This window comes from Mesorhizobium sp. RSR565B (genome assembly GCF_054719465.1).
Map to the genome: position 1 here is coordinate 5,682,110 of NZ_JBTTIE010000001.1, position 25,628 is coordinate 5,707,737.

25 protein-coding genes and 1 pseudogene are annotated in these 25,628 nt (G+C 62.7%); 8 read left to right on the top strand and 18 right to left on the bottom strand.

Annotated elements, in window-relative coordinates:
* Positions 1-23 precede the first annotated feature (23 nt).
* The 4 genes and pseudogenes from ACYG9R_RS27450 to rpsD all read right to left on the bottom strand — a co-directional run bounded on the left by ACYG9R_RS27450 (position 24) and on the right by rpsD (position 2,947).
* The gene (locus ACYG9R_RS27450; protein WP_245259853.1) at positions 24-257 is read right to left on the bottom strand and encodes a hypothetical protein; all 234 of its coding nucleotides are present in this window, start codon (positions 255-257) and stop codon (positions 24-26) included.
* A 262-nt stretch (positions 258-519) separates the two neighbouring features.
* Positions 520-1,345: pseudogene (locus ACYG9R_RS27455) on the bottom strand (inositol monophosphatase family protein).
* On the bottom strand, positions 1,335-2,222 hold the full coding sequence (ttcA, locus tag ACYG9R_RS27460; protein ID WP_023734529.1) for a tRNA 2-thiocytidine(32) synthetase TtcA: 888 nt from the start codon (positions 2,220-2,222) through the stop codon (positions 1,335-1,337). Before ttcA ends, ACYG9R_RS27455 begins: the two are co-directional and overlap by 11 nt.
* Before the next feature lie 107 nt (positions 2,223-2,329).
* Positions 2,330-2,947: a 30S ribosomal protein S4 gene (gene rpsD, locus ACYG9R_RS27465; RefSeq protein WP_023669107.1), complete on the bottom strand. Its 618-nt coding sequence runs from the start codon at positions 2,945-2,947 to the stop codon at positions 2,330-2,332.
* Between the two features lie 386 nt (positions 2,948-3,333).
* Between rpsD and ACYG9R_RS27470 the strand changes: the two genes are divergently transcribed.
* A complete protein-coding gene (locus tag ACYG9R_RS27470) occupies positions 3,334-3,534 on the top strand; it encodes a hypothetical protein (protein ID WP_023690200.1) in 201 nt (66 codons plus the stop codon).
* Positions 3,535-3,617: 83 nt separating this feature from the next.
* Here ACYG9R_RS27470 and ACYG9R_RS27475 read toward each other — a convergent pair whose 3' ends face one another.
* Entirely contained in the window at positions 3,618-3,806 is a 189-nt protein-coding gene (locus tag ACYG9R_RS27475) for a DUF3008 family protein (protein ID WP_023684876.1), read from the bottom strand.
* 162 nt (positions 3,807-3,968) lie between these two features.
* Here ACYG9R_RS27475 and ACYG9R_RS27480 point away from each other — a divergent pair, with 162 nt between their 5' ends.
* On the top strand, positions 3,969-5,351 hold the full coding sequence (locus ACYG9R_RS27480) for an RNB domain-containing ribonuclease (protein WP_023825116.1): 1,383 nt from the start codon (positions 3,969-3,971) through the stop codon (positions 5,349-5,351).
* 83 nt (positions 5,352-5,434) lie between these two features.
* Here the strand turns inward: ACYG9R_RS27480 and murI are convergent, their stop codons facing one another.
* From murI to ACYG9R_RS27495, 3 genes are all read right to left on the bottom strand, one after another.
* On the bottom strand, positions 5,435-6,223 hold the full coding sequence (gene murI, locus ACYG9R_RS27485; RefSeq protein ID WP_023825117.1) for a glutamate racemase: 789 nt from the start codon (positions 6,221-6,223) through the stop codon (positions 5,435-5,437).
* Positions 6,224-6,369: 146 nt separating this feature from the next.
* Positions 6,370-6,978: a DUF805 domain-containing protein gene (locus tag ACYG9R_RS27490; RefSeq protein ID WP_023825118.1), complete on the bottom strand. Its 609-nt coding sequence runs from the start codon at positions 6,976-6,978 to the stop codon at positions 6,370-6,372.
* Positions 6,979-7,059: 81 nt separating this feature from the next.
* Positions 7,060-7,908, bottom strand: a complete 849-nt coding sequence (locus ACYG9R_RS27495; RefSeq protein WP_023825119.1) for an RNA methyltransferase — start codon at positions 7,906-7,908, stop codon at positions 7,060-7,062.
* Positions 7,909-8,124: 216 nt separating this feature from the next.
* Between ACYG9R_RS27495 and ACYG9R_RS27500 the strand changes: the two genes are divergently transcribed.
* From ACYG9R_RS27500 to ACYG9R_RS27510, 3 genes are read left to right on the top strand one after another with little or no spacing between them, the layout of a single operon-like run.
* Complete coding sequence (locus ACYG9R_RS27500; RefSeq protein ID WP_023669114.1) at positions 8,125-9,336, top strand: NADP-dependent isocitrate dehydrogenase; 1,212 nt, start codon at positions 8,125-8,127, stop codon at positions 9,334-9,336.
* A gap of 10 nt (positions 9,337-9,346) precedes the next feature.
* Positions 9,347-9,961, top strand: a complete 615-nt coding sequence (locus ACYG9R_RS27505; protein ID WP_023825120.1) for a glutathione S-transferase family protein — start codon at positions 9,347-9,349, stop codon at positions 9,959-9,961.
* A gap of 14 nt (positions 9,962-9,975) precedes the next feature.
* Positions 9,976-10,560, top strand: a complete 585-nt coding sequence (locus ACYG9R_RS27510; RefSeq protein ID WP_023743145.1) for a demethoxyubiquinone hydroxylase family protein — start codon at positions 9,976-9,978, stop codon at positions 10,558-10,560.
* Between the two features lie 112 nt (positions 10,561-10,672).
* Here the strand turns inward: ACYG9R_RS27510 and alaS are convergent, their stop codons facing one another.
* Both alaS and recA read right to left on the bottom strand, forming a co-directional pair.
* On the bottom strand, positions 10,673-13,339 hold the full coding sequence (gene alaS / locus ACYG9R_RS27515) for an alanine--tRNA ligase (RefSeq protein ID WP_460221880.1): 2,667 nt from the start codon (positions 13,337-13,339) through the stop codon (positions 10,673-10,675).
* Positions 13,340-13,610: 271 nt separating this feature from the next.
* Complete coding sequence (gene recA, locus ACYG9R_RS27520; protein WP_023669117.1) at positions 13,611-14,714, bottom strand: recombinase RecA; 1,104 nt, start codon at positions 14,712-14,714, stop codon at positions 13,611-13,613.
* A 282-nt stretch (positions 14,715-14,996) separates the two neighbouring features.
* On the opposite strand from recA, the gene ACYG9R_RS27525 reads away from it, so the two are divergent.
* Both ACYG9R_RS27525 and ACYG9R_RS27530 read left to right on the top strand, forming a co-directional pair.
* A complete protein-coding gene (locus ACYG9R_RS27525) occupies positions 14,997-15,941 on the top strand; it encodes a carbohydrate kinase family protein (RefSeq protein WP_023750770.1) in 945 nt (314 codons plus the stop codon).
* A gap of 70 nt (positions 15,942-16,011) precedes the next feature.
* Entirely contained in the window at positions 16,012-16,929 is a 918-nt protein-coding gene (locus tag ACYG9R_RS27530) for a pseudouridine-5'-phosphate glycosidase (RefSeq protein ID WP_023825121.1), read from the top strand.
* A 203-nt stretch (positions 16,930-17,132) separates the two neighbouring features.
* Here ACYG9R_RS27530 and ACYG9R_RS27535 read toward each other — a convergent pair whose 3' ends face one another.
* On the bottom strand, positions 17,133-17,456 hold the full coding sequence (locus ACYG9R_RS27535) for a TfoX/Sxy family protein (RefSeq protein ID WP_023669120.1): 324 nt from the start codon (positions 17,454-17,456) through the stop codon (positions 17,133-17,135).
* Between the two features lie 83 nt (positions 17,457-17,539).
* Here ACYG9R_RS27535 and ACYG9R_RS27540 point away from each other — a divergent pair, with 83 nt between their 5' ends.
* Positions 17,540-18,037 carry a GFA family protein gene (locus ACYG9R_RS27540; protein WP_023669121.1) on the top strand — a complete coding sequence of 166 codons (498 nt, stop codon included), beginning with the start codon at positions 17,540-17,542 and terminating at the stop codon, positions 18,035-18,037.
* A gap of 144 nt (positions 18,038-18,181) precedes the next feature.
* Here ACYG9R_RS27540 and sufA read toward each other — a convergent pair whose 3' ends face one another.
* From sufA to ACYG9R_RS27575, 7 genes are all read right to left on the bottom strand, one after another.
* Positions 18,182-18,562, bottom strand: a complete 381-nt coding sequence (gene sufA / locus ACYG9R_RS27545) for a Fe-S cluster assembly scaffold SufA (protein WP_023825122.1) — start codon at positions 18,560-18,562, stop codon at positions 18,182-18,184.
* Positions 18,563-18,667: 105 nt separating this feature from the next.
* Complete coding sequence (locus ACYG9R_RS27550; RefSeq protein ID WP_023709315.1) at positions 18,668-19,054, bottom strand: SUF system Fe-S cluster assembly protein; 387 nt, start codon at positions 19,052-19,054, stop codon at positions 18,668-18,670.
* A 21-nt stretch (positions 19,055-19,075) separates the two neighbouring features.
* The gene (locus ACYG9R_RS27555) at positions 19,076-20,317 is read right to left on the bottom strand and encodes a cysteine desulfurase (protein ID WP_023731535.1); all 1,242 of its coding nucleotides are present in this window, start codon (positions 20,315-20,317) and stop codon (positions 19,076-19,078) included.
* Positions 20,318-20,448: 131 nt separating this feature from the next.
* Complete coding sequence (gene sufD, locus ACYG9R_RS27560) at positions 20,449-21,717, bottom strand: Fe-S cluster assembly protein SufD (protein WP_023825123.1); 1,269 nt, start codon at positions 21,715-21,717, stop codon at positions 20,449-20,451.
* A gap of 43 nt (positions 21,718-21,760) precedes the next feature.
* Positions 21,761-22,516 carry a Fe-S cluster assembly ATPase SufC gene (sufC, locus tag ACYG9R_RS27565; RefSeq protein ID WP_023711504.1) on the bottom strand — a complete coding sequence of 252 codons (756 nt, stop codon included), beginning with the start codon at positions 22,514-22,516 and terminating at the stop codon, positions 21,761-21,763.
* A 27-nt stretch (positions 22,517-22,543) separates the two neighbouring features.
* Positions 22,544-24,061: a Fe-S cluster assembly protein SufB gene (gene sufB / locus ACYG9R_RS27570; protein WP_023684859.1), complete on the bottom strand. Its 1,518-nt coding sequence runs from the start codon at positions 24,059-24,061 to the stop codon at positions 22,544-22,546.
* A gap of 185 nt (positions 24,062-24,246) precedes the next feature.
* Positions 24,247-25,410 carry a cysteine desulfurase family protein gene (locus tag ACYG9R_RS27575; protein WP_023825124.1) on the bottom strand — a complete coding sequence of 388 codons (1,164 nt, stop codon included), beginning with the start codon at positions 25,408-25,410 and terminating at the stop codon, positions 24,247-24,249.
* Positions 25,411-25,628: the final 218 nt, after the last annotated feature.

Genomic DNA, 25,628 nt, shown 5'->3' on the forward strand with positions numbered 1-25,628 from the left:
CAGCCACCTTCAAGCGACGCGTTTCAGGATGCGCCGCCAATCACTGCCGTGAAACGAGGGAACAGCGGGCGCCCTGCGATGGCGCCACCCATGCTGTCCGAAAGAGGCATCGGCAGAGCCTTGTCGAGAGCTTCGAGCACGGATGACACAAAGACCCGGTTGAGCGAGGCATCATCTCCCATATGGGAGAAAGTGGCGCGCGGTTTGCCCATCAGCGTGCCGTTTTTGCGAATTGAGAAACTCAGCGTCAGGGTCATGCCAGCACTTCCAGGCGGCGGCTGCCAACAGGCAAAGATCGCGGAAAACATCTCGTCTATGGTATCGACGGGATCGCGACTGCCGCACGCGCGTTCCTGCGATCTTGCCTCAGTGGCGCCAGCGGCGGCCAAGGCAAGTGCAAGCGCTGTTGCAACAATTGCGGACCGATGTTTCATTTCGCAGCTTCCGACTTCGCGAGAGATTGGACACTATAACAGAGCCAATATACTTGACGAAAGCCTCTACCAGCAGTTGGACCGATTATTGCGCCCAGAGTTCCCTGCGCAACTCCTGCCAGCTTTCCTTGTCCGGGGCGACAAGAATGCCGCCGTCGACATGCGAGGGCAGATAGGCGCTGCCGTCGATCCGCGCGGTGTAGCCGCCGGCCTCGGTGGATCAGCACACCGACCAGATGGTCCCACGGCATCAGTTTGTTGTAGACGACGAAATGGGCATGGCCGCTGGCCAGAAGACGGTATTCATGTGCCGCGCAGCGATAGCCGAACTGCGACAGGGTCTTGGTCTGGTTGCGCGCCAGGAGCGAGCGTTGCGGTTCCGCCAGATATTGCCAGGAGACGGAGCCGGTCATCTGCGAGATCGGCACGGCATCGGCGACATGCACCGTCTCCAGCGCGCCATGCGCATGGCGGATATGGCTGCCGGCGCCCTTGGCGCCGATCAGCCAGTCCCGGCCTACGGGGTCATGGATGATACCGGCGACGGTTTCGCCCTTGACGACGACGCTCAGCATGACGCCGAACAGCGGCACGCCGGAGGCGAAGTTGAAGGTGCCGTCGACCGGGTCGACGACGAAGGCGAGGTCGGCATCGCCGAGCCCCTGAAGCAGCGCCGGATTGTCGGAACAGGCTTCCTCGCCGACGATCATCGCCGTGGGATAGCGCTCGCGCAGCCTGGCCGTGATCAGCCGCTCGGCGTTGATGTCGGCCTCGGTCACCAGGTCGGCAGCCGAGGTCTTCTGTCTGATGTCGCCCTCGCCCAGCCGGCGAAAGCGTGGCATGATTTCGGCCCTGGCTGCATCGGCCAGAAGCTCGGCCAGCCAGTCGATCGCTTGGTCGTCAAATATCATCGGAAATGTCTTGTCCTGTGCTGAGGCTGCCATTGAGGGCGGCAAAGTCGAACAGCTTTCTGTCGAGCAGATGCGACGGCCTGGTGTTGGACAGCGCGCGCAGCATCGTATCCTTGCGGCCCGGCATGCGCTTTTCCATATCGTCCAGCATCGCCTTCATGGCGTTGCGCTGCAGGCCTTCCTGGCTGCCGCAGAGATCGCAGGGAATGATCGGGAATTTCATCGCGGCGGCGAATTTCTCCAGATCGACCTCGGCGCAGTAGCTCAGCGGCCGCAGCACCATGATGTCACCGTCGTCATTGAGCAGCTTTGGCGGCATGGCGGCAAGGCGGCCGCCATGGAATAGATTCATGAAGAAGGTTTCGAGAATGTCCTCGCGGTGGTGGCCGAGCACCAGCGCCGAACAGCCCTCCTCGCGCGCGATGCGATAGAGATGGCCGCGCCGCAGCCGCGAGCACAGCGAGCAATAGGTGCTGCCCTGAGGCAGCTTGTCGGTGACCACCGAATAGGTGTCCTGATACTCGATGCGATGGGGAATGCGATGCGCATCGAGGTAATCGGGCAAAATGTGCTTCGGGAAATTCGGCTGGCCCTGGTCGAGATTGCAGGCCAGCAGCTCGACCGGCAGTAGCCCGCGCCATTTGAGATCGAGCAGCACGGCCAGCAGGCCGTAGGAATCCTTGCCGCCGGACAAAGCGACAAGCCAACGGTCGCCGGGCCTCGTCATGGCGAAATCCTCGACCGCCTGGCGGGTCAACCGCAACAGCCGCTTACGCAGTTTGTTGAACTCGACCGATGACGGCACGTCGGCAAACAGCGGATGGAAGCCGCCTTCAGCAATCGGTTCAACTGTTTCGATGTCTGCCAGCATGTTCATGGCTTGTCGCTTCCCATAGCCGAGAGTGCCGGATTAGCGGACATGGCCGACAAAGAAAAGGCCGCCTCGACGGGCGGCCCTTTCCGGTATCGCAGAAAAGCGATCGCTTAGCGCGAATAGAATTCGACGACCAGGTTCGGCTCCATCTGCACGGCGAACGGAACGTCGGCCAGGCCGGGGATGCGCGAGAAGGTCGCGACCATCTTGTTGTGATCGACTTCGATATAGTCCGGCACGTCGCGCTCGGCGAGGCCGACCGCTTCCAGCACGATGACCAGCTGCTTCGACTTTTCGCGCACTTCGACGACGTCGCCCGGCTTGCAACGGTACGAGCCGATGTTGACGCGCTTGCCGTTGACGTTGACGTGGCCGTGGTTGACGAACTGGCGAGCCGCGAAAATGGTCGGCACGAACTTGGAGCGGTAGACGACCGCGTCGAGACGCGACTCGAGCAGGCCGATCAGGTTCTCGGAGGTGTCGCCCTTGCGGCGATCAGCCTCTTCATAGACCTTGCGGAACTGCTTTTCGGAGACATCACCATAGTGACCCTTCAGCTTCTGCTTGGCGCGCAGCTGCAGGCCGAAATCGGAAAGCTTGCCCTTGCGGCGCTGGCCGTGCTGGCCGGGGCCGTATTCACGCTTGTTGACCGGGGACTTCGGGCGGCCCCAGATGTTTTCGCCGAGACGGCGGTCGATCTTGTACTTCGCGGATTCGCGCTTGCTCATCGCATTCCCTTTCAAAACAAACCACCCGGAGCCTCATGGTCCGGGTGAAGGAAACGCGCCCTCCTCTGGCCTCCGTTTTCGAGGCCTGACAGGGTTTTCCCACGCAACGCGGCGGAAAACCCACGGGACACGTCAGTCTAGACAAAACCCAGGAAACGATAAACCTGCTTTCCCGGGCTTGCCATGCAAAAGAAACAACCGGGCATTGCGGCCCGGTGTTGGTGGGCTCGTTAAACGGAGATTTGAGCAGAGTCAAGCGCGTCGCTGGCGCTGGGCCCGGCAACCATATCACGTCTTTGGCGTTGAGTGCCGTGCCGGATGCGGCGGGAGGTTGTTGCGCCGACGGCATTTAGGAAGGGACTGGAGCCAAAGGAGCCCGAAGTCGCATGAAGAAGTTTTTCCTCTCGTTGGTCGGTGCAGCCGTCCTGGCCGGGACGATGTCGATCGCCGTGCCCGAGCCAGCGATGGCCAAGCATTGGCAGGGCCACAAGCATCGTCAGACCTGCCATGTCGTGGTGAAGAAGAAGGTCATCTGGCGGCATGGCCACAAGAAGGTCATCCGCTACAAGGTGAAGCGCTGCTGGTGACGTCAGGAGTTTCGGGCTTGGCCTGAATCGAAGAAGCCCGTGGTTTCGGCCACGGGCTTTGTTTATCAACTCGGTTCAAGGTTTCAGTCTGCCGATTTCTTCTCCGGCAGGCCTTTGCGCTTGGTCTCGGCGAATTCCTCGAGCTGTTTTTCGCTCATCGAATTGTACATCGACTTCGACGCGCCTTGAAGCTCGCTCTTCCTGGTCTCGCCGCGCTTGGCCGACAGGGCTGCTCCAGCGGCCTTTTGCTGTGCTTTTGAGGTTGCAGGCATATCGGCTCCTCCTTTGCTGCCAGAGGAAGAAACGTTGCGCTCCGGCGACGGTTCCAGCGCTGGCGGTCAACTTCCGTTCCGCGCTTATGCCTGCCCATGGTCGGCCGGCACTGCCGGCAAAACCACCTTCCCGTGCCCGCAACGCCGGTGTAGGACGGCGCCATGAAATCGTTGAACGATCCCTCGCAGGCACTCGCTACCGGCCTCGCGAAAATCCGCACCGAGTTCCATGTGCCGGAGGGATTTCCCCCTGATGTAATGGCCATGGCACAGACGGCGGCCAGGCGCGTGCCCGACCAGCATGCCGACCGCACGGCGATGCCCTTCGTGACGCTCGATCCCGCGGCTTCCACCGATCTTGACCAAGCGTTTTCGATCGAAGCGAGCGGTAGCGACCTTCTGTTGCACTATGCGATTGCCGACGTAGCCTGGTTCGTCGCGGACGGCGACGCGGTGGATCGCGAAGCCTGGGCGCGGGGCGAAACCCTGTATTTGCCGGACGGCAAGGCCGGGCTCTATCCCCGGGTCATTGCCGAGGGCGCCGCGAGCTTGCTGCCCGGCGGTCCGCGTCCGGCTGTCATCTTCACGGTCCGGATCGCCGACGACGGAGCGGTAAGGCTGGATGGCGCGGAGCGGGCAATCATTCAAAGCCGCGCCAAGCTCGCCTATGACAGCGTGCAGGCCGCCGACGTCCCAGTCGGCTTCGCCGAAATCGCGCGGCGCATGGCGGCGGCCGAAGACCGTCGCGGCGCTTCGCGCGTCGACCCGCCCGAGCAGGAGGTGGAACAGCTTGCCGATGGCACATTCCAGCTTGCGTTCAGACCGCTGCTGCAATCCGAGCAAGACAACGCAGCACTTTCGCTGGCCGCCAACATGGCGATTGCCGACGCCATGCTGGCACACCGGACCGGCTTGTTCCGGGTGATGGCGCCGCCCGATGCTTCCAAAGTACAAAGACTGCGCAGCGCGGCACGGGCCTTAGGCCTGTCCTGGCCTCCTTCGACCAGCCTGTCCGACTATCAGCGAACCCTCGATCCGACCAACATGCACCAGGCAGCGCTGATGCTGGAAATCCGCCGCGCCGGCTCCGGTGCGTCCTACCAACCCTATGAAGAAGGCGTTGTCCCCTGGCACGAGGCGATGGCCGCGACCTATGCCCACGCCACAGCGCCCCTGAGGCGGCTGGCCGATCGCTATGTCGTGCGCTGCGTGCTGGCCATCGCCAACGGCCAGCCGGTGCCGCAAGCCGTTACCGAGGCGTTTTCCAGACTGCCGAAGGTGATGGGCCGCGCAGGCGCCCGCGCCTCGCAGATCAACCACGCGGCCATCGACCTTGCCGAGGCGGTGATGCTGAGGGGGCGCATGGGTGAAACATTCAAGGCCGTCGTCACCGACGTCGGTGATCAGCGTGTGCGCGTTCAGCTCTCGGACATGCCTGTCGTTGCGAATGTGAAGGCCTCAGGGTTCAGGCAGGGCGATGGCCTGACGCTAAGGCTTGTTTCGGCCGATCCGGATCGACGCGTCATTGTCTTCGAACCTGTCTAAAGCGCGTCGGCGACGCGCCTTAGTTTTTTGTTTTTATGGATGTCGTTGTCCCAAAACCGCTGCGCACTTTTGGGCGACATGCATTAGCGCGCGCTCAATCCAAAACCCTGCATCAGCCGGCTGATGGCGAAATCCGCGTTTCCGGAGGTAAAGACGGCGATGTCGGGCTCGCTTTGCGGCAGTGGCCCGTCGACAGCCGGAAGCAGCGACAGAGCGCGCCGCGCAATCGCCTCGGCCGGGTCGATCCAGTCGACCGGCCAGGGCGCGGTCTTGCGCATGCGATTAGCCAGGAACGGATAGTGCGTGCAGGCGAGCACGACGATGTCCGTGCGCAAATCGTCATGCTGCACGAAACACGGTGCGATCTCGGCACGCACGGCCTCCTCGTCGACAAAGCCCTCGCGCATGTAGGCCTCGGCCAGTCCGGCCAGATTGTTGCTGCCGACCAGCCGGACATGGCATTTCTGCGCCCATTTGCCGATCAGGTCGCGCGTGTACTGGCGCTTCACCGTGCCCGGCGTCGCCAGCACCGAGACCAGTCCGGACCGGGTGCGCTCGGCAGCCGGCTTGATTGCCGGCACCGTGCCGACAAAGGGATGGCCAGGGAATTTTTCCCGCAACGCATCGATCGCCAGCGTCGAAGCGGTATTGCAGGCGACGACCGAAATTTCCGGATCAAAACGGTCGAGCAGCTTGGCGAAGAGCTCGACTATATGGGCCTGCAGCGCCGGCTCTTCCCAGGCGCCGTAGGGAAAGGCCTTGTCATCGGCGACGTAGACGAAGCGCCGGTCGGGCATCAGCACGCGCGCTTCGCGCAGCACGGTCAAACCGCCAACGCCGGAATCGAACATCAGTATCGGACGGTGGCTCATTGATATCGGACCATGAAAGAGGCTGGATCAGAAGGCTTGGCGGTCATTGGCCAATGCCGTTCTATCTGCAACCATCATGGCCTTGAAGTGGCGAATGTTAGCAACTTCCACGCAAAGCCGGCGAAGACGACCTTGCCTCGGTTTCTCTAGAGCCCGCGCTTGCCGAAGCCGGCGGGCCGCGGACGGCCCAGAGGCTGGGCGGACGGCACCGAGCGCGTGGCCGGTGTGGCGTTGCGCATGGAAGACTGTGTCGTGCTGCTGGCCGTCCGGCCGGATGCCGCAGGCATGGGCGTATCGCCATCGAAATCGAAAACCGATGTCAGTTCGTCGATATTGATGCCCGCCACCGGCTTAGCCACCAGAATCGTGCACCAAAGGCCAAAGATCGACAGCGCAAGCAGGTTCAAACCGCTGGACGTGCTTTCCGGATTGTTGAAATCGATGACCAGCAGCGTGCCTGCCTGCAGAAAGGCGTAGATGGCGCAGAACACGATGTAGGACCACAGGATCCAGGCTTTGCCGTTGGCGTCGCGGCTGCGTCGCCAGGCGATGTTGGCACGCATGACCACAGCCAGGAGGGAAACGATCAGAACCGCGCCTGCCATGCCTTGCCGCGATGGACCGGGCGCCGAGTTGACCAGCCCCTTAAAGCCGATCGTGCCAACGATGCACAGCACAGCAAGAACGGCCTCGAGCAGGGCTACGCCGAGCGAATAGAACAAGAAGCGCATACGGCCGATTTTGGACGTGAACATTTGCCACCCCACCGTTTTGACAACAATGGACGAGAGGCTAATAAAATTCGGTTACTTCAGCCGTTCGAAGCTTAGCGATTTCTAATCTTCTTTGTCTGCCTGGCGTTTTCGCGCAGCGGCCGGCAAACGCCTTGGATCGTCTCCCGGCGAGCCGTCACCGCGCGGCATGGCCGGCGAAAACCGGTCGAGCGACGAGATGATGCCACGCAGCACTTTCAGTTCCGGCTCGGCGAAACCGGCGCGCGTCAAGACGGCGCGCAGATTGTCGACCATCTTGGGTTTCTTGGGCGCCGGGCGGAAATAACCGCGCGCTTCGAGCGCGCCTTCGAGATAGGCAAACAGGCCGTGCAACTCTTCCTTGCTCGCCGGCTTCATTTCAGGACTGGAGAAATTAGTCGCCGTCTCGTCCTCCAGGCCGGATTTCATCCATTCATAGGACATCAACAGCACGGCCTGGGCGATGTTGAGCGACGAAAAGCCGGGAACGACCGGGAAGGTGACGATCTCGTCGGCCAGCCCGACCTCGTCATTGTAGAGCCCAAAACGCTCGCGGCCGAACAAGATGCCGGTGCGCAGGCCGGCCATCTGACGCGCCCTGAGCGCCCTGCCCGCCTCGACCGGACCACGCACGGGTTTGAAGCCGTCGCGCTCGCGCGCCGTGGTGGCGAAGACAAAATTGAGGTCGGCGACGGCGGACGCCAGGTCGCCGAACACTGTTACGGCATCGATGACATGGTCGGCGCGGCTGGCGGCGGCGCGCGCCTTCTCGCTCGGCCAGCCGTCACGCGGGTTGACCAGTCTCAGTTCGGCAAGGCCGAAATTGGCCATGGCGCGCGCGACCATGCCGATATTCTCGCCAAGCTGCGGCTCGACCAGGATGATCGCCGGGGCGGCGGCGCATGCGTTTTCAGGATGATCGGCGGCGGACATGGTCTCAATGAACTGCTGTTTGCGGCATTTCAGCGTTCCCTGCCACATCCGCCCGGCAAAATGAAGCTTTTGCAAACACCGGTCGCGGCACAGACGACCCATTCTGCACGGATGGTCGTTTGCGCGGCCAAATAGGCTTTGATATACGCTCCGCATACCCGGCCGAAGCCATGCGGGCGAGGCCGTTTTGTTCCCCAAAAGCGAGGCATTCTTTTCATGGCGAAGATCAAGGTGGCGAACCCGGTCGTCGAGCTCGACGGCGACGAGATGACCCGCATCATCTGGCAGTTCATCAAGGACAAGCTGATCCACCCTTATCTCGACCTGAAGCTCGAATATTACGACCTCGGCGTCGAGCACCGCGACGCCACCAACGACCAGGTGACCATCGATTCGGCCAATGCCATCAAGAAATGGGGCGTTGGCGTGAAATGCGCGACGATCACGCCCGACGAGCAGCGCGTCGAGGAATTCAAGCTGAAGAAGATGTGGAAGTCGCCGAACGGCACCATCCGTAACATTCTCGGCGGCACCATTTTCCGCGAACCGATCATCATGAAGAACGTGCCGCGTCTGGTGCCGGGATGGACCAAGCCCATCATCGTCGGCCGTCATGCTTTCGGCGACCAGTATCGCGCCACCGACTTCCGCTTCCCCGGCAAGGGCAAGCTGACCATCAAGTTCGTCGGCGAGGACGGCAAGGTGATCGAGCATGACGTGTACGACGCACCCGGCGCCGGCGTTGCCATGGCGATGTACAATCTCGACGACTCCATCCGGGAATTCGCCCGCGCCTCGCTGAATTACGGCCTGCTGCGCAACTATCCGGTTTATCTCTCGACCAAGAACACCATCCTCAAAGCCTATGATGGCCGCTTCAAGGACATTTTCCAGGAGGTCTACGAGGCTGAATTCGAGGCCGAGTTCAAGGCGAAGAAGCTGTGGTACGAGCACCGGCTGATCGACGACATGGTGGCCTCCGCCCTGAAATGGTCTGGCGGCTACGTCTGGGCCTGCAAGAATTATGACGGCGACGTCCAGTCCGACACGGTGGCGCAAGGTTTTGGCTCGCTTGGCCTGATGACCTCCGTGCTGATGACGCCGGACGGCAAGACGGTGGAAGCGGAGGCCGCGCACGGCACCGTGACGCGCCACTATCGCCAGCACCAGAAGGGCGAGGAAACCTCGACCAATTCGATCGCCTCGATCTTCGCCTGGACGCGCGGCCTCGCCCACCGCGCCAAGCTCGACGATAATGCCGAGTTGAAGCGATTTGCCGACACGCTGGAGAAGGTCTGCATCCAGACGGTTGAGAGCGGCTTCATGACCAAAGACCTGTCGCTCTTGATCGGTCCCGACCAACCATGGCTGTCGACCACCGGCTTCCTCGACAAGATCGACGAGAATTTGCAGAAGGCGATGGCGTAAGCCGGCAGCCATGGCCAAGCCGGTCGTCTACGGGGCGGACTACAGCGTATATGTGCGCATCGTCCGCCTCGTGCTGGCGGAAAAAGGCATCGACTACGACCTTGTGCCGGTCGATGTCTTTGCCGCCGAGGGCACTCCCGCCTGGTACTTCGAGCATCACCCTTTCGGCCGCATTCCGGCCTTCGAGCACGACGGCTTTCGCCTGTTCGAAACCAGCGCAATCGCCCGCTATGTCGACGAGGCGTTCGACGGCCCGGCACTGCAGCCAAAAGACGCCCGCACCCGCGCAACGATGAACCAGATCATCGGCATGCTCGACGCCTATGCCTACAGATCGATGGTCTGGGACGTCGCCGTCGAGCGGCTTGAGAAGGAAGCGCCAGACGAGGCACTGGTCGCCAACGGGCTGCGCCAGGCGGAAACGGTGCTGCGGGTGCTCACCGCACTCAAGCCTCCCGGGCCGTGGCTGCTCGGGGACCATCTGACGCTGGCCGACCTGCATGCGGCATCCATCATCGCCTATTTCGTCAAGGTCGCCGACGGGCAAAAGCTGCTTGCGGCGTTCGCCGACATCCAGGCCTGGTGGGAGGGCATCGCAAAACGTCCGAGCCTGGTGGCGGGCTGATATGGGTTCGGGCCATGGCTGACCCATCTCGCCAGGACGCGCTCACCGTCGCCAGAATTGTCAGGGTCAACCACGCCGGTGAGTTCGGTGCGATCAGGATCTATTCGGCGCAGATTCTTGTCGCCAGGCGCTTATGGCCGGATTGCGTGCCATCCTTGTCGGAGATGCTTGGGCACGAGCGCACGCATTGCGCTGCGTTCCGCGCCGCCATGCCGGCGCGGCGGTCGCGACCGTGCCGGGTAATGCAGTTCTGGAGCTGGGGTGGCTGGGTGCTGGGTTTTGTCACCGCCCTGCTCGGTCCGCAAGGCATCTGGGCCTGCACGGCGGCGGTTGAAGCGGCGGTGCATCGCCATCTGGACGATCAGCTGTTTTTCCTCGCCAATCGCGACCACGACTTGCACGGCATCATCCTGGCGATCCGCGAGGAAGAGCTCGCCCATCTCCATCACGCCGAAGAGCAGCTGAAATCGCCCGGCCCGGCGCTGAACTTTTTACGGTCGCTGATTTCGATCGCCACGGACGTGCTGATCTGGCTGTCCACCTGGGGCGATTCCAGCAGAATGACGCGCGCCCTGAAGGCGGCGAAAAGAACTAGCTAGACGGACCGTCTAAGAGCTGATTGCCGGCTTGCCACTATCAGCCACAGAATGGCAAGCACGGCGGCGAAGGCCGGAAAGCCGCACACAAACCAGATACGACATAGGGTGGCTTTCAGGCTGCCTCCAGCGCCGCCCTCACCGCGGCGATCGCATCATTGGCCTTCGAGGCGTCCGGGCCGCCGGCTTGCGCCATGTCGGGCCGTCCGCCACCGCCCTGCCCGCCCAATGCGGCCGAGGCAACGCGCACAAGATCGACAGCGCTGAAGCGGCCGACGAGATCGTCCGTCACTGCGACCACGACGCTTGCCTTGTTGTCTTCGCCCGCACCGACGAAGACGACGACGCCTGAGCCGAGCGAAGTCTTGCCGGCATCGGCCAGCGGCTTCAAATCCTTCGGCGACACGCCGGAAACCGCTTTGCCGAGGAAGCCGATACCGGCGACGGTTTCGGTGGTGGCCGGAGCATCGGCCGCGGCACCACCGCCCAGCGCGAGTTTCTTGCGGGCTTCGCTCAGTTCCTTCTCGAGCTTCTTGCGTTCCTCGAGCAGCGCCTCGACACGCGCCGGCACGTCGGCCGGCGAAATCTTCAACACAGCCGCCGTCGCCTTCAGGCGCCTGTCCTGCTCGTCGAGATATTTTCGTGCGGCTTCGCCGGTCAGCGCCTCGATGCGGCGCACGCCGGCGGCGACCGCGCTGTCGGAGACGACACGGACCAGACCAATATCGCCGGTCGCCCGGACATGGGTGCCACCGCAGAGCTCGACCGAATAGGGCCGGTTGGCCTTGGCGCCATGCACGCCGGTGCCCATCGAAACGACACGCACCTCGTCACCATATTTCTCGCCGAACAGCGCCATGGCGCCCTCGGCAATGGCGTCATCGACCGACATCAGCCGCGTCGTCACCGGGCTGTTCTGGACGACGATTTCGTTGGCCATGCGCTCGACCTCTTCGAGATCTTCGGCCGAGATCGGCTTGTTATGCGAGATGTCGAAGCGCAGGCGCTCGGGCGCGACCAGCGAACCTTTCTGCGCGACATGGGTGCCCAGCACCTCGCGCAGCGCCTCATGGATCAGATGCGTTGCCGAATGGTTGGCGCGCAGCCGGGTGCGGCGCGCATGGTCAACCTTCAGCTCGACGGCTGCACCTGGCTTGACCGTGCCGTTCGTCACCTTGCCCAGATGCACGAACAGGCCGTCGGCCTTTTTCTGCGTGTCGGAAACCTCGATCGAGAAACCTTCGCCGGAGATGATACCGGTGTCGCCCATCTGGCCGCCGGACTCGCCATAGAACGGCGTCTGGTTGACGACCACCGCCACCACGTCGCCCTTGCCGGCGCCATCGACGGTCTTGCCGTCCTTGACCAGTGCCTGGATGAGGCCTTCCGCCTGTTCGGTCTCGTAACCGAGGAATTCGGTGGCGCCGGCCTTCTCGCGTACAGAAAACCAGATGGTCTCGGTGGCCGCGTCGCCGGAGCCAGCCCAATGCTTGCGCGCTTCGGCCTTCTGCTGCTCCATCGCATGGGTGAAGCCGGCAAGGTCGACTGAGATGCTGCGCTGGCGCAGCGCGTCCTGCGTCAGATCAAGCGGGAAGCCATAAGTGTCGTAGAGCTTGAAGGCGGTCTCGCCGTCCAGCATGTCACCGGCATGAAGCGTCTCCGTGGCCTCCGAGAGCAGGCCGAGGCCACGCAGCAGCGTCTTGCGGAAGCGTGTCTCCTCGAGCTTCAGCGTCTCGGTAATCAGCTGTTCGCCGCGCAGCAGTTCGGGATAGGCCTGGCCCATCTCACGCACCAGCGCCGGCACCAGCTTCCACATCAACGGCTCCTTGGCGCCGAGCAACTGCGCATGGCGCATGGCGCGGCGCATGATGCGGCGCAGCACATAGCCGCGGCCTTCGTTCGACGGCAGCACGCCATCGGCCACCAGGAAGGAGGACGAGCGCAGATGGTCGGCAATGACGCGGAAGGAGGCGACCGTCTCCTTGTCCGGGCCCTGCCCGAGCGCTGACGAGGCCGCATCGATCAGATGACGGAACAGGTCGGTCTCGAAGACGCTCTCCACCCCTTGCAGGATGGAGGCCATGCGCTCCAGGCCCATGCCGGTGTCGATCGACGGCCGCGGCAGGTCGATGCGCTCATCCCTGGTGACCTGCTCATATTGCATGAACACCAGGTTCCAGAATTCAAGGAAGCGGTCGCCGTCCTCCTCCGGGCTGCCGGGAGGGCCGCCCCAGATGTGCTCGCCACGGTCGATGAAGATTTCCGAGCACGGCCCGCACGGTCCGGTGTCGCCCATCGCCCAGAAATTGTCGGAGGTCGGGATGCGGATGATGCGGTCATCGGAGAAACCGGCGATCTTCTTCCAGAAGCCGGCCGCCTCGTCATCGGTGTGATAGACGGTGACCAGCAGCTTGTCCTTGTTCAGCCCGAACTCCTTGGTGATCAGGTTCCAGGCCAGTTCGATGGCGCGCTCCTTGAAATAGTCGCCGAAGGAGAAATTGCCGAGCATTTCGAAGAAGGTCAGATGGCGCGCGGTGTAGCCGACATTGTCGAGGTCGTTGTGCTTGCCGCCGGCGCGCACGCTTTTCTGCGCAGTGGTGGCGCGCGAATAGGACCGCTTCTCCAGGCCGGTGAAGACGTTCTTGAACTGCACCATGCCGGCATTGGTGAACATCAGCGTCGGGTCGTTGCGCGGCACCAGCGGGCTCGAGGCCACGACCTCGTGGCCCTCCTTGCGGAAATAGTCGAGGAATGTCGACCGGATCTCGTTCACGCCACTCATGACTGCTGCCTTTTCGCGAAAACCGCCGGCGCGGCCGGCGGACACTGGTCTCTGCTTTTTAGAAGATCGACTTGGCCTTTTAGCGGGCACGCCCCACCCTGTCCAGAAACACGGAATTGGGCCAATCCGGCAACTGCCAAGCCGGCTTCACGCTGCCCAAAAACGAAAACCGCCGGCGCGAAGGCCAGCGGTTTGAAACGCAATACTAAAGAACTCGGTTACTTAAGCATCGGATAATAGACTGGATTTATGGCCGAACTCTGGCCGTGCCCTACATGGCGCCGGATTCTTCCTCGAAGCCGTCGTCGCTTTCGCCGCGCTCGGGGCCGCCATTTTCAAGAAATTTCTCGGCGATCAGCCCGGCATTCTGCCGCAGCGCAAGTTCGATCTCGCGCGCCGTGTCGGGATTGTCGCGCAGGAACAGTTTGGCGTTTTCGCGACCCTGGCCGAGACGCTGCGAATTGTAGGAGAACCAGGCGCCCGACTTCTCGACCACGCCGGCCTTGACGCCGAGATCGACCAGTTCGCCGGTCTTGGAGACGCCCTCGCCATACATGATGTCGAACTCGACCACCTTGAAGGGCGGCGCCAGCTTGTTCTTGACGACCTTGACGCGGGTCTGGTTGCCGACGACCTCGTCGCGGTCCTTGACCGAGCCGATGCGGCGGATGTCGAGGCGCACCGAAGCGTAGAATTTCAGCGCGTTGCCGCCGGTCGTGGTTTCGGGCGAACCGAACATGACGCCGATCTTCATGCGGATCTGGTTGATGAAGATGACCATGGTGTTGGAGCGCGAGATCGAGGCGGTCAGCTTGCGCAGCGCCTGGCTCATCAGACGCGCCTGAAGACCGGGCAGAGAATCGCCCATCTCGCCTTCGATTTCGGCGCGCGGCGTCAGCGCCGCCACCGAATCGACGACCAGCACGTCGATGGCGCCTGAACGCACCAGCGTGTCGCATATTTCCAGCGCCTGCTCGCCGGTGTCCGGCTGCGAGATCAAGAGGTTTTCCAGATCGACGCCGAGCTTGCGGGCATAGACCGGATCGAGTGCGTGCTCGGCATCGACGAAGGCGCAGATACCGCCTTTCTTCTGGGCTTCGGCAACTGTGTGCAGCGCCAGTGTCGTCTTGCCCGAGCTTTCCGGCCCGTAGATCTCGACGATGCGGCCGCGCGGCAGGCCGCCGACGCCAAGCGCGATGTCGAGGCCCAGCGATCCGGTCGGCACGGTTTCGATCTCGACGACCTGCTCGTTGGCGCCAAGCCGCATGATCGAGCCCTTGCCGAAGGCGCGCTCGATTTGCGACAGCGCCGCGTCCAGAGCCTTTGATTTGTCCACCGCTTTGTCCTCTACAAGCCGCAAAGAATTCTGAGCCATGATACATCACCCCTTGGTCGTCAATGAAGGCCGGACAATCCGTAATCCCTGCCCATTTTGTACTACTTTTGTTCTCGTTTGGCAAGAGGGGTCAAATATCTGAAAAGCAATCTTTATCCGGATCTGTTCTTTTTTTGTCTCATGGTTTCGTTTCCGGATGTATCCACCATTGGGCCAGATGCTCCGGCTGTTTCGATCGGCCGAATCGCCGGCTCGCCTGCGAAGCTCCGTCGCACAGCCTAGCGCTTGTCCGGTTCGAAAAACAAAGGTCATATCGCCGGCATGGTGAAATCAGCAAAGATACTGGCGGTGGGCGGCGCCCATATCGATCGCCGCGGCCAGGTGTCGGGCACGTACGTGCCCGCGGCGTCCAACCCCGGCACGATGCGCGAGGATGTCGGCGGCGGCGTCTTCAACGCGCTGCGCAGCCTGGTGCGGCGCGGCGTCTCGGCCTCGCTTTTGTCGGTGCGCGGCGGCGATGCCTCGGCCGAGACGGTTGCGCGCGCCATCGCCGACTCCGGCATTGCCGACCTGTCGGCGGTTTTCCTCGACCGCACGACGCCGAGCTACACCGCGCTGATCGACAGGGATGGCGAGCTGATCACCGGCTTTGCCGACATGGCGCTCTACGATTTGGCGTTCCCCAAGCAGATCCGCCGCTCCAAGGTGCGCGAGGTGGTCGCCGAGGCCGATGCGGTGCTCTGCGACGCCAATCTGCCATCAACGGCGCTGGAGCGGCTGGTGGGGGTCGCCGCCGGCAAGCCGGTGTTCGCCATTGCCATTTCGCCGGCCAAGGTGGTGCGGCTGATACCGGTGCTGAAGGAACTCGCGCAGGTCTTCATGAACCGGCGCGAGGCCATGGTGCTGGCCGGCGTCGATGCCAATGCCACCGAGCGCGAGACCGTCGACGGACTGCGCTGCAGCGGCCTCACCAGTGGCGTGGTGACGGCGGGCGACGGGCCGGTGCTGGGATTCGACGAAGCCGGCGCCTTCTCTATCCTGCCGCCGGCGCCGAGAAAAGTCGCCGACGTCACCGGCGCCGGCGACGCGCTGGCCGGCGCCACCATCGCTGCCCTGCTGCGCGGCCTGGCATTGCGCCAGGCCCTCCGCGAAGGCGTTGCCGCGGCGACGCTCGCCATCGAAAGTTCGGATGCCGTGCCGGCCTTCACCGCCGCGACCTTCACCGAGGCACTGGCTCTTGTGCCCGACGCGCAGGAAATGGCATGAGGGCGGCCAATTGCCATTGCCGGAGCGCGACGTCCAAGCGGACGCGCGGATCTCCGGATCGGAGACCATCATGACACCGCAAAGCGCCCGCCTCTTGATCGACCTCCACGCGCCCGTGGCCGAGGCGCTCGCCGCTGGCCGCCCGGTCGTGGCGCTGGAGAGCACCATCATCACCCATGGCATGCCTTACCCCGACAATGGCGCCATGGCCGCCAATGTCGAAAAGATAATCCTGGACAATGGCGCGGTGCCGGCGACGATCGCCGTGGTCGCCGGCCGCATCAAGATCGGACTGTCCGACGGCGAGCGCGAGTCGCTGGCCATGACCGGCGATGCCATGAAGCTGTCGCGCGCCGATCTCGGCTTTGCGGTGGCGCAAGGCCGCACCGGCGGCACCACGGTCGCCGCCACCATGATCGCCGCTGACATGGTCGGGATAAAGGTGTTCGCCACCGGCGGCATTGGCGGCGTCCACAAGGGCGCGGAAAAGAGCTTCGACATCTCGGCCGATCTCGACGAGTTGGCGCGCACGCCGGTCATCGTCGTCTCGGCCGGCGCCAAGGCGATCCTCGACATCGAAAAGACGCTTGAAGTGCTGGAGACGCGCGGCGTGCCGGTGATTGGCCATGGCTGCGAGACGATGCCGGCCTTCTGGTCGCGGCATTCGCCGTTCCGCGCGCCGCTGACCCTGCACAGACCGGAAGAGATCGCGCATTTCTACAAGACCAGGGCGGCACTTGGCCTGGTCGGCGGCATGCTGATCGCCAACCCGGTGCCGCAGGACGATGAAATTCCGGCCGACGAGATGGCCGGCTATATCGAGGCCGCGCAGAAGGCGGCGGAAGTGCAGAATGTGACCGGAAAGGCGGTGACGCCGTTCCTGTTGGGCAAAATCCTCGAACTGACCGGCGGCCGGAGCTTGAAGACCAACATCGCGCTGGTCGAGAACAATGCGCGGTTGGCGGCGAAGATTGCGACGGCGCTGTAGGATCGCCTACGTCGGCGGGACAGCACCCCCCTCTGGCCTGCCGGCCATCTCCCCCGCAAGGAGGGAGATTAACAGCTTAGCCGCAGGCTCCCATTTTCAACGTTGGTGATTGGCGAAGGCCAATGTGACAACTGATCTCCCCCCTTGCGGGGGAGATGTCCGGCAGGACAGAGGGGGGTGGGAAGAAACGCGGCGGTCCCGGTTCACTTCCCCGCCCTTCGTCCCGCCTCATACGCCCGGCGCGCCCACACCCTCATCTCGTCAGGATCATCAAACGCGTCGTCGGGAATGCTCCAGTACGGCATCGCGACCAGCTTGCCGTGGCGGGTGCCGGTATAGGTCCATTGCTTGCAGCCGGCGGCTTCGAAGTCGGGCGCGCTTTGCTCGTCAGCCTTGAGCAGCAATTCGCCGCGCAGCACGATAGCGACGATGACGCCGTCGAAATAGATACCCTTGCCGCCGAACAGTTTTCGGATACTGACCGGGCCGAGGCCTTCGAACAGCTCTTCGATGCGTTCATTGTCCATGCCGCAATCATGTCACCGGGCTTGCCATGGCTGCAACCAAAAACCATGCTGGCAAGTTGAGAGCCATCCGTCGGAGTTCTGTCATGCCGCTGCTGCTCAAGGGATCCTGCCGCTGCGATGCCGTCCATTTCGAGGTGGAGAGCAACACGCCGGTGCCGTTCATGCTGTGCTACTGCTCGATCTGCCGCAAGCAGCAGGGCGGCGGCGGCTTCGCCATCAATCTCGGCGCCGATTACAAGACGCTGAAAATCAAGGGCAAGCGCAATCTCGGCGTCTACCAGGCCGAGATCGCGGACGACGAGCATCCAAAGTGTGAGATTTCGACGGGCGAGCGCAATTTCTGCAAGAAGTGCGGTTCGGCGCTCTGGCTCTACGATCCGACATGGCCGGACCTGGTCCACCCCTTCGCCTCGGCAATCGACAGCGAGTTGCCGAAGCCGCCGGAGAAGGTGCATCTGATGTTGAAATACAAGGCGAGTTGGGTCGAGCCGGTGATCGGCAAGAAGGACAATGCGTTCGACGTCTATCCCGAGGAATCGATCGCCGACTGGCACAAGCGGACGAAGATGTGGGTGAAGTGAGGACTCGGAGCGCGACTTCCGATGGTTAGCGCTGCCCCTCATCCGGCCCTTCGGGCCGTTCGTCATTCGAAAAGCCAAGCAATTGGCTTTTCGCCCGCTGCGCGGACCATTCCTCACCTCCCCGTGAACGGGGCGAAGGAAAGATCAGGCGGAAGCGCGCGCTTCAGCCAGCGCCTTCAGGTCGGCGGGCTTCAGTTCGACGGATTCGCCGCAGCCGCAGGCCGAACTCTGGTTCGGGTTGTGGAAGGTGAAGCCGGTGCGCAGCGTGGTCTGCTCGAAATCCATCTCGGTGCCGAACAGGAAAAGGGCAGCCTCGGGCGCGACATAGACATGCGCGCCGTCGCGTTCGATATGGTCGTCCTTGGTATTGGGCTCGGTCACCAGGTCGACCGTGTATTCCATGCCGGCGCAGCCGCCCTTCTTGATGCCGAGGCGAATGCCATGCGCATTGTCGCGCGTGGCGACGATCTCGCGCACCCGGTCGGCGGCCCTTTCGGTCATCGTGATGACGGCGAAGCGTCCCATTCTTTTTCCTCTTCCATTCCATGCAGGTTCAAGGCCTGCCGAATGATTCCTCACCTAAAATGGTGAAGTTTTACCACTGGTGCAAGTGCACCAACCTCAGTCAACCTAGTACCAGCCCACCGCCACCTGCGCCTCTTCCGACATGCGGTCGGGCGACCAGGGCGGGTCGAAGGTCATGTTGACCTCGACGCCGGAGACGCCTTCGACGGCGCCGACGGCGTTTTCCACCCAGCCGGGCATTTCGCCGGCCACCGGACAGCCGGGCGCGGTCAGCGTCATGTCGATCTTGACCGCGCGGTTGTCCTCGATGTCGATCTTGTAGATGAGGCCGAGCTCATAGATGTCGGCCGGTATTTCCGGGTCATAGACCGTCTTCAGCGCCGAGACGATGTCGTCGGTCAGCCGCGCCAGCTCGTCGGCGGGAATGGCCGAGGCGGAAACCAGCGGATTGATGGCTGCTTCCGGCGCGGTGGTGTGGCTCGCATCATCCATGGTCGTCATCCAAAGAACCTGTCACCCGAAGAACTTGCGCGCTTTTTCCAGCGCATCGGCCAAAGCGTCGACTTCGGCCCTGTTATTATACATGCCGAACGATGCCCTGCATGTGGAGGTTACGCCAAAGCGTTTCAACAGCGGCTGGGCGCAATGGGTGCCCGCGCGGACGGCAACACCCTGCCTGTCTATCACCATCGACACGTCATGGGCATGAATGCCCTGCAATTCGAAAGAAATGATGGCGCCCTTGTCCGGCGCGTCGCCGAAGATGCGCAGCGAGTTGATGGCGCGCAGCCGTTCATGCGCATAGGTCTTGAGATCGGCCTCATGGGCGGCAATGCGCTCGCGGCCAACCTTTTCCATGTATTCCAATGCTGCACCCAGGCCAATCGCCTGCACGATCGGCGGCGTGCCGGCCTCGAAGCGGTGCGGCGGCTCGTTGTAGGTGACGACGTCTTCCGTCACTTCCTCGATCATCTCGCCGCCGCCCATGAAAGGGCGCATGGCCGAGAGAATATCCTTCTTGCCGTAAAGCACGCCGATGCCGGACGGCCCGTAAACCTTGTGACCGGTGAAGACGAAGAAATCGCAGTCGAGGTCCTGGACGTCGATCGGCATGTGCACGGCGCTCTGGCTGCCATCGACAAGTACGGGAATGCCACGCGAATGCGCGATGCGCACGATTTCCTTGATCGGCGTCACCGTGCCCAGCGCGTTCGACATATGCGTGATGGCGACGAGCTTTGTCTTGTCGGTCAGCCGCTTTTCGAATTCCTCGATGTGGAAGATGCCGAGATCGTCGACCGGCACCCAGACCAGCTTGGCGCCCTGCCGCTCCCGGATGAAATGCCACGGCACGATGTTGGAGTGGTGCTCCATGATCGACAGCACGATCTCGTCGCCCGCGCCGATATTGGGCATGCCATAGCCGTAAGCCACGGTGTTGATCGCCGCGGTCGTGTTCGAGGTGAAGACGATGTTGTCGGTGCTTGGCGCATTGAGGAAACGGCGCACCGTCTCGCGTGCCTTCTCATAAGCGTCGGTTGCGGCATTCGACAGGAAATGCAGGCCGCGATGCACGTTGGCGTATTCCTGGGAATAGGCGTGCTGGATCGTATCCAGCACCACCTGCGGCTTCTGCGCCGAGGCGCCATTGTCGAGATAGACCAGCGGTTTGCCGTAGACTTCGCGCGACAGGATCGGGAAGTCGCGGCGGATCGCCTCGACGTCGTATGGGGTGGTTTCGATCTTCTGGTCCATTACAAGCTCTCTTGAGGCACCGCCTCACTTCGTCACGCACCCCTCACCCGACGAGCTTCGCTCGGCCACCGCCCGGGGCGAGTCACTTGCCTCGCCCGTCCTTCGGACCCACAAGGGGAGAAGGGGAGGCGCTACCCATGCGCCACGAACCAGTCGTCCAGCCTTGTTTCCAGGGCCTCGACGATGGTTTCGTCGTCCAGTTCCTCGATCACTTCGGCGACGAACGCCTTGACCAGCAGGCCACGGGCGCTCTTCTCGTCGATGCCGCGAGCCATCAGGTAGAACAGATGGTTGTGGTCGATCTCGGTAACGGTCGCGCCGTGGCCGCAGATGACGTCGTCGGCGAAGATTTCCAGCTCCGGCTTGGTCGAGAACTCGCCATCATCCGACAAAAGCAGCGTGTTGCAGGCCATCTTGGCGTTGGTCTTCTGCGCGTATTGGTGGACGTTGATGCGGCCCTGGAAGACGCCGCGCGCCTTGCCGGTCACGACATTGCGGATCACTTCCGTCGACGTCGTATGCGGCACGGCATGGTCGAGCACCATGGTAACGTCGGTGTGGGTGTCGCCGGCGAGCAGGTTGATGCCGCGCAGTTTGAAGTCGGAGCCTTCGCCCGTGGTCTTCACCACGATCTCCTGGCGCACAAGCTTGCCGCCGGCATTCATGAAAAACAGCGTCAGCTTCGAATTCTTGCCGAGATGCGCCTTGAACTGGGCAAGATGCGTGGCCGTTTCCGGCTGCTCCTGCACGATCAGCCAGGTAACGTCCGCACCCTCGCCCAGAACGAGCTGGCTGACCGAGCTGCCCAGTGCCGCGCCCTCGCCGGCCTGACGCTCGACGAGAGCAGCTTTGGCGCCGGCGCCGACACGCACGGGAAAGCGCACATGCACCTGGCCACCGGCCTGCAAATTCTGCAATTCGATCGGCTTTTCCAGTGCTGTGCCATCCGCAATGTCGACGAAATAGCCGTCAGCGACAAAGGCGGTGTTCAGCGCACCGATGGCGTCATCGCTGCCATAGGGATCGAGGCCCGGTGCGATCGAGCCGTCAGTCAGCTTTTCCGACAGGCGCTGGATGGTCACGCCTTCGATCGCGGGGAATTTCGCGCCGGAGACGCCGTTCAGAACCGCCAGCACGGCGGAGCCTTCGACGATGGGCGCCAGCCCCTTGGCGGCGGCCGTCGGATCGAACGCCGGCACCGCAGTCAACAGCCGGCGCAGGTCAGTGTAATGCCAGGATTCGATGCGCCGCGTCGGCAGCCCGTGCTTGATTGCCTCAATGGCGTCGTCGCGCTTCAGCATCACCGCGCCGTCACCCGGCAGCAACGACAGACGCTCGCCAAAGGCGTCGATCAGCGCCGTTTCGGCCTGCGTGCGCTGGGGTTGTGTATGCATATTCATCAGTTTTGCCCCGCCTTTCAGCATAAAATGGCCTTCTGGCGTCTCACGCGGCTTCGCCGATCACGCCGGCATAGCCATTGGCTTCGAGATCGAGCGCCAGCGACTTGTCGCCGGACTTGATCACCTGGCCCTTGTATAGGACGTGCACGCTATCGGGCACGATGTGCTCGAGCAGGCGCTGGTAGTGGGTGATGACGATGATGGCACGGTCGGCCGAACGCAGCGCGTTGACGCCGTCCGAGACGATCTTCAGCGCATCGATGTCGAGGCCGGAATCGGTCTCGTCGAGCACGCAGAGCTTTGGCTCCAGCAGCTTCATCTGCAGGATCTCGGCCCGCTTCTTCTCGCCGCCGGAAAAGCCGACATTGAGCGGCCGCTTGAGCATCGCCATCTCCATCGAGAGCGAGGCTGCCGCCTCTTTCACCCGCTTCAAAAATTCCGGGATCTTCAGCGGCTCCTCGCCGCGCGCCTTGCGCTGCTCGTTCATCGCCACTTTCAGGAATTCCATGGTCGCGACGCCAGGTATCTCCATCGGATACTGGAAGGCGAGGAAGATGCCCGCGGTGGCGCGCTCGGCCGGATCCATTTCGAGGATCGACTGGCCGTTATAGAGGATGTCGCCTTCGGTGACCTCATAGTCCTCACGGCCGGCGAGGATGTAGGACAGCGTCGATTTGCCCGAGCCGTTCGGACCCATGATGGCAGCGACCTCGCCGTTTTTCACCGTCAGGTTCAGGCCGCGGATGATCTCGGTGCCGTCATCGACGATGCGGGCATGCAGGTTCTTGATCTCAAGCATTTTTTCTTTCCTGGATATATTGTCCGGTCAGCCGACCGAGCCCTCAAGGCTGATGCCGATAAGCTTCTGCGCTTCGACCGCGAACTCCATCGGCAGCTGCTGGATAACATCCTTGACGAAGCCGTTGACGATCAGCGCGATCGCCTCTTCCTCGGGAATGCCGCGCTGCATGACGTAGAATTTCTGGTCCTCGGAAATCTTCGACGTCGTCGCTTCGTGCTCGAACTGCGCCGTCGAATTCTTGGCTTCCATGTAGGGCACGGTGTGGGCGCCGCACTGGTCGCCGATCAGGAGACTATCGCAATTGGTGAAGTTGCGGGCGTTGGTCGCCTTGCGGTGCGCCGAAACCTGGCCGCGATAGGTGTTCTGCGAGAAGCCGGCGGCGATGCCCTTGGAGATGATGCGGCTCGACGTGTTCTTGCCGAGATGGATCATCTTGGTGCCGCTGTCGACCTGCTGGTAGCCGTTCGACACGGCGATCGAATAGAACTCGCCGGAGGAATCGTCGCCGCGCAGGATGCAGCTGGGATATTTCCAGGTGATCGCTGAACCGGTCTCGACCTGCGTCCACGAGATCTTCGAACGGTCGCCGCGGCAGTCGCCGCGCTTGGTGACGAAATTGTAGATGCCGCCCTTGCCCTCGGCATCGCCGGGGTACCAGTTCTGCACCGTCGAATATTTGATCTCGGCATCGTCGAGCGCCACCAGTTCGACGACGGCGGCATGCAGCTGGTTCTCGTCGCGCTGCGGCGCCGTGCAGCCTTCGAGATAGGAGACGTAAGCCCCCTCCTCGGCGATGATCAGCGTGCGCTCGAACTGGCCGGTGTTCTTCTCGTTCATGCGGAAATAGGTCGACAGCTCCATCGGGCAGCGCACGCCCTTGGGCACGAAGACGAACGAGCCGTCGGTGAAGACAGCCGAATTCAGCGTGGCGTAGAAATTGTCGGAGGTCGGCACGACCGAGCCGAGATATTTCTGCACCAGCTCCGGATGCTCGCGGATGGCTTCCGAGATCGAGCAGAAGATGACGCCGGCCTGCGCCAGCTCCTTCTTGAACGTGGTGACGACGGAAACGGAATCGAACACCGCGTCGACCGCGACACGGCCCGATTTGTAGACATTGTCGCTGGGCTCCTCGAGATCGGAGACGTCGGTCTTCTGCACGCCAGCGAGGATTTCTTGTTCCCGCAGCGGAATGCCGAGCTTCTCGTAGACCTTCAACAACTCGGGATCGACGTCGCTCAGCGAGGTCGGGCCGGGCGTGCTCTTGGGCGCCGCGTAGTAATAGAGGTCCTGAAAGTCGATCTTCGGATAATGGACGCGCGCCCAGGTCGGCTCTTCCAGCGTCAGCCAGCGCCGATAGGCTTCCAGACGCCATTCCAGCATCCAGGACGGTTCATCCTTCTTGGCCGAGATAAAGCGAATAATGTCTTCGCTCAGGCCCTTGGGGGCCTTGTCCATCGCGATCTCTGTCTGGAATCCGTATTTGTACTGGTCGACGTCGATCTTTCGGACCCGATCGATCGTGTCCTGCACAGCAGGCATAAGCGTTCTCCATCCACGCCGGGGTCAAGGCCCGACAGTTTTCAAACTATGGCATCGCCGAGGGCTGCCCATGAGGCGCCGAAGGCGGCGTAAGTTTCATATAGTGCGTCTCGGCCGGGAATTCACCCGGCCAGTTGCAAACGCACGGCTCTACCAGGCCGCGAGGCCTGAATTCTTTGTAGCCTTCAGGCGGCTTGTTCCCTGCCCGCCCGGCGCTGGGCGATTTCGGCCAGCGCCGTACGAAACAGTTCGATGTCCCCGGCGCTCGTTGCGCGACCGATGGACACGCGCAAAGCCCCGAGGCTGTCACCATGACCCATGGCCATCAGCACATGGCTCGGCCCGACCTTGCCCGACGAACAGGCCGATCCCGCCGACAGCGCAACGCCAGCCAGATCGAAAGCGATCTGCGCCGTCTCGGCCTTGATGCCGGGAATAGCGAAGAATGTCGTATTGGCAAGCCTTGGCGCGCCGGTTCCGAAGATTTCTGCGTCCGGCACCAGCGTTTTGAGTGTTTTCTCGACCTCGCCGCGGCGTTGCGCGATCGCTTCGACGTCTTTCAGTCCAGCCAAAGCCTGCCGCGCCGCGGCGCCAAAGCCGGCGATGGCCGCCAGGTTTTCGGTGCCGCCGCGATGGCCCTTTTCCTGGCCGCCGCCATTGATCAGCGGCTTCGGCATCATCAGATCGGCTGCCGCAACGACGGCGCCGACACCCTTGGGGCCGCCGATCTTGTGCGAAGACAGAATCAAATAGTCGGCGTAAGCCGCTGACATATCGATGGGAACGCGGCCCGCAGCCTGCACCGCGTCGACCACCAGAATGCCGCCCGCCGCCTTGACGATTGCAGCGATTGCCTCGATCGGCTGGATGACGCCGGTCTCGTTGTTGGCCGCATGGATCGCGACCAACGGCAGGCCTTCGGCCTTGTCATGCGCGGCCAGAGCGGCTGTCAGCTGAGCGAGGTCAGCGATGCCATCGGCGTCGACGCCGATCTGCGAAGCCTGTGTTGCCGGGAAGCGGCCGCCGTTCAACAGGCAAGGGTGGTCGGCCTCGCAGACATAGAGCCGGCTCATGCGCGCCGTGCCACGGCCCATCCGCCAATCCGGTGTCAGCAGCGTCGATGCGGCTTCCGTCGCGCCGGAGGTGAAGACGACATGCTCGGCCTTGGCGCCGACAAGCGCTGCCACATCGCGCCGGGCAGTGTCGATCAAGCGCCGCGCCGCGCGCCCCTCGGCATGCACCGACGACGGATTGGCGACGAGATCGAGCGCGGCAATCATCGCCTCGCGCGCCTCGGCAATGAGCGGCGCGCTGGCATTGTAGTCGAGATAGGCGCGTGCTGCGGCCATTTTCACCCAATCGATCCCGTCAAGACCCTTTCCGCAAGGATAGCGCGTTATTTCCTTGAAATTGCAAGGCAAGACGTCCTATTTACGCGGCTTGCGGCGAGGATGGCCGGGCCGTCACGGCTGGCTATCCAGTTTTGAACAATTCTAAACTAGCTTCTAAGAAGACGCTTGCCCTGCGTCAAGGCCCGGAAGGGCTGGGGCTGGAGTAAGAATTGTTC

Bases quoted from the DNA above. Each gene is read 5' to 3' on its own strand.
- ACYG9R_RS27575 (WP_023825124.1), bottom strand. From the start codon at position 25,410: ATGGCCGCAGCACGCGCCTATCTCGACTACAATGCCAGCGCGCCGCTC.
- ACYG9R_RS27530 (WP_023825121.1), top strand. From the start codon at position 16,012: ATGACACCGCAAAGCGCCCGCCTCTTGATCGACCTCCACGCGCCCGTG.
- ACYG9R_RS27535 (WP_023669120.1), bottom strand. From the start codon at position 17,456: ATGGACAATGAACGCATCGAAGAGCTGTTCGAAGGCCTCGGCCCGGTC.
- ttcA (WP_023734529.1), bottom strand. From the start codon at position 2,222: ATGAACATGCTGGCAGACATCGAAACAGTTGAACCGATTGCTGAAGGC.
- ACYG9R_RS27450 (WP_245259853.1), bottom strand. From the start codon at position 257: ATGACCCTGACGCTGAGTTTCTCAATTCGCAAAAACGGCACGCTGATG.
- alaS (WP_460221880.1), bottom strand. From the start codon at position 13,339: ATGAGTGGCGTGAACGAGATCCGGTCGACATTCCTCGACTATTTCCGC.
- ACYG9R_RS27500 (WP_023669114.1), top strand. From the start codon at position 8,125: ATGGCGAAGATCAAGGTGGCGAACCCGGTCGTCGAGCTCGACGGCGAC.
- rpsD (WP_023669107.1), bottom strand. From the start codon at position 2,947: ATGAGCAAGCGCGAATCCGCGAAGTACAAGATCGACCGCCGTCTCGGC.
- ACYG9R_RS27475 (WP_023684876.1), bottom strand. From the start codon at position 3,806: ATGCCTGCAACCTCAAAAGCACAGCAAAAGGCCGCTGGAGCAGCCCTG.
- sufC (WP_023711504.1), bottom strand. From the start codon at position 22,516: ATGCTTGAGATCAAGAACCTGCATGCCCGCATCGTCGATGACGGCACC.
- sufD (WP_023825123.1), bottom strand. From the start codon at position 21,717: ATGAATATGCATACACAACCCCAGCGCACGCAGGCCGAAACGGCGCTG.
- sufB (WP_023684859.1), bottom strand. From the start codon at position 24,061: ATGCCTGCTGTGCAGGACACGATCGATCGGGTCCGAAAGATCGACGTC.
- ACYG9R_RS27505 (WP_023825120.1), top strand. From the start codon at position 9,347: ATGGCCAAGCCGGTCGTCTACGGGGCGGACTACAGCGTATATGTGCGC.
- ACYG9R_RS27490 (WP_023825118.1), bottom strand. From the start codon at position 6,978: ATGTTCACGTCCAAAATCGGCCGTATGCGCTTCTTGTTCTATTCGCTC.
- ACYG9R_RS27510 (WP_023743145.1), top strand. From the start codon at position 9,976: ATGGCTGACCCATCTCGCCAGGACGCGCTCACCGTCGCCAGAATTGTC.
- ACYG9R_RS27540 (WP_023669121.1), top strand. From the start codon at position 17,540: ATGCCGCTGCTGCTCAAGGGATCCTGCCGCTGCGATGCCGTCCATTTC.
- ACYG9R_RS27480 (WP_023825116.1), top strand. From the start codon at position 3,969: ATGAAATCGTTGAACGATCCCTCGCAGGCACTCGCTACCGGCCTCGCG.
- murI (WP_023825117.1), bottom strand. From the start codon at position 6,223: ATGAGCCACCGTCCGATACTGATGTTCGATTCCGGCGTTGGCGGTTTG.
- ACYG9R_RS27470 (WP_023690200.1), top strand. From the start codon at position 3,334: ATGAAGAAGTTTTTCCTCTCGTTGGTCGGTGCAGCCGTCCTGGCCGGG.
- ACYG9R_RS27550 (WP_023709315.1), bottom strand. From the start codon at position 19,054: ATGGATGATGCGAGCCACACCACCGCGCCGGAAGCAGCCATCAATCCG.
- ACYG9R_RS27525 (WP_023750770.1), top strand. From the start codon at position 14,997: ATGGTGAAATCAGCAAAGATACTGGCGGTGGGCGGCGCCCATATCGAT.
- recA (WP_023669117.1), bottom strand. From the start codon at position 14,714: ATGGCTCAGAATTCTTTGCGGCTTGTAGAGGACAAAGCGGTGGACAAA.
- ACYG9R_RS27495 (WP_023825119.1), bottom strand. From the start codon at position 7,908: ATGTCCGCCGCCGATCATCCTGAAAACGCATGCGCCGCCGCCCCGGCG.
- sufA (WP_023825122.1), bottom strand. From the start codon at position 18,562: ATGGGACGCTTCGCCGTCATCACGATGACCGAAAGGGCCGCCGACCGG.
- ACYG9R_RS27555 (WP_023731535.1), bottom strand. From the start codon at position 20,317: ATGGACCAGAAGATCGAAACCACCCCATACGACGTCGAGGCGATCCGC.